Below are 2,057 nucleotides of genomic sequence, written 5' to 3' on the forward strand. Positions count from 1 at the left end.
CTTTCTTCCCCCGTGCGATAGTTGAAGAATCGCTTTAGCTCCTCTTCTATGAATCATTTGGGTTAGTTGATGAAGCTTTCGTATAACCTGATCACGATGAATGCCGATTTGACCATGCGCTACTTGGCCATTTTCTGTGATAAACGCGGGGCCGATAATTACCGTACTGACGCCCCCTACTCGTTTTTCGTAAAAAGACATATCAAGATCGGATATTTCTCCGTTTTCCCGTGAAGCGTATGTGAGGATAGGTCCCATTGCTAATCGGTTTTTCATCTCAAGAGCATCAACAAATTTAAAATGCTTAAATAATTTTTCATAGGCTGTCTTCAATTCATTCACACCTTTTTTCCTTAGCTTGCCCATCTAGAAGCCGAGTAGACGTAGGCACAAAAAAGAAATACCTTCGCCGGCATTTCTTTTTACGTTGTTTTTCTTATTTTTTTAATGGGGTAAAATACAAATTCGCTTTTTCCGACAATCCGTTTTTCATCAATGAGACCTAGACCGTTGCGGCTATCCATACTGTACAGACGGTTATCACCCATTACAAATACTTCGTTTTTAGGTATTTGAACGGGTTCAAAATCTCCTGTAAGCTCCATATCCATGTTATTGGCAATTTGACGATTCGTTTTTAAATAAGGTTCACTTACTTTTTTATCATCAATATAAAGCTGATCTTTTTTCATTTCGATTTTTTCACCTGGCAGACCGATTACTCTTTTTACATAATGCTTATTCTTAGCCTCATCTTTAATAATCACAATATCTCCGCGGCGAATATCATGGAGCGAATACGACAGTTTATTCACAAACAAACGCTCTCCGTTATGCAGCGTTGGGTTCATTGAAGCGCCTTCTACAATATACGGAGAAAATAAAAATGCGCGAATCATAAATACTAGAGCGATAGCGAAGATAATAGTTTTGAATATGCTGCGTAATTGATCGCTTTTTGTTTTTTCCGTAGTCAATATACTTTGTCTCCTTTGTACAGCTCACTTTTCTTATGTAAAAAAGCAAGAAACCTCTTACTTTAACACTTATTCTAACTTAACCATAGAAAGAACTGAAATCAAATGTTTTATGTTATGTAAAAAAAGAACCTCTAACAAATGTTAGAGGCTTACATTACGCAAGTTTCGTCTTTACATCTCTTATTATAACATTAATTATATAAAAAGAGACTACCTTTTATGTAAAAATTATGTTTTTTACGCAAACTTAACTAAATCTTCACATTTAAAGACGTTTCTCCATGTATAAAAAGTTGAGAGATACAATACTCTATAATCTCTCTTCGCCGCACGAGTCCAATAAAAATATTTTGGTCATCTACAACTGGTACAAAATTTTGTTCAGACGCACGTGACAAAATACTTTCCATTTCATCATTAATGGTGATAGGTTCATAATCACGATGCCTTGGGACCTCTTCAATTCGCAGGTGTTCTAGCTCATGAAGTTCTATATGTTCTAGGCTTTTTAGCTTCCATAGCAAGTCTCCTTCTGCCAAAGTCCCTACATATTCTCCTTTTTGGTTAATGAGCGGTACAGAAGAGTAGCGATGATATTCCATTTTCTCCAATGCTTGACGGACAGTTGACCGTGTCGACAGGGTAACGACTTCTTTTTTCGGGAGTAAAAAAAACGCAATATTCACTCATATTCTCCTTTTAGTATACATCCATTTTATTGTTATTGCTTTGCTGAATCTGAAACAATATGAATGTCGATGTTATAAGTCTGTCTCATAATCGTATTCACAATAGACCCTTTTCGAATCTCTTCCCACCTTGTCCTGGCTGATTGCCCTAGTAAGATTTGAGTAACGCGATACTGCTTGGCTACGTTCACAATCACTGCAGCTGGTTTTTGGTTTTTAGCTTCTTCAACAATTAGCGATGCGTGAAAGCGATCAGCAAATTCCCGCCACTCTTTAATTTGTGCTTTTTGCCTTTCAGTTTGCTCGCCTGTAAAAACATGAAGCAGCAGCAAATCTGCTTTCAATCGGTTTGCCATTCTCCAGCCTCTTCGAATCAATTTTTCAGCTG

The 2,057-nt window shown here is 37.1% G+C and carries 3 protein-coding genes and 1 pseudogene; all 4 read right to left on the reverse strand.

Annotation, left to right across the window (positions count from 1 at the left end; genetic code table 11):
- Window positions 1-342, reverse strand: a 342-nt coding sequence (locus AC1DRF_RS24725) for an oxidoreductase (RefSeq protein WP_477741935.1), incomplete at its 3' end; no start/stop codon positions are given.
- Window positions 343-422: 80 nt separating this feature from the next.
- Window positions 423-977: a signal peptidase I gene (lepB, locus tag AC1DRF_RS24730; RefSeq protein WP_013057720.1), complete on the reverse strand. Its 555-nt coding sequence runs from the start codon at window positions 975-977 to the stop codon at window positions 423-425.
- 254 nt (window positions 978-1,231) lie between these two features.
- Window positions 1,232-1,666 (reverse strand): CBS domain-containing protein, encoded by a 435-nt coding sequence (locus AC1DRF_RS24735; protein WP_028409161.1) that lies wholly within the window; start codon window positions 1,664-1,666, stop codon window positions 1,232-1,234.
- Window positions 1,667-1,701: 35 nt separating this feature from the next.
- A pseudogene (gene kdpDN / locus AC1DRF_RS24740) lies at window positions 1,702-2,057 on the reverse strand (KdpD-like non-kinase potassium sensor); the annotation flags it as partial.

It is taken from the genome of Priestia sp. P5_B4 (genome assembly GCF_056400385.1).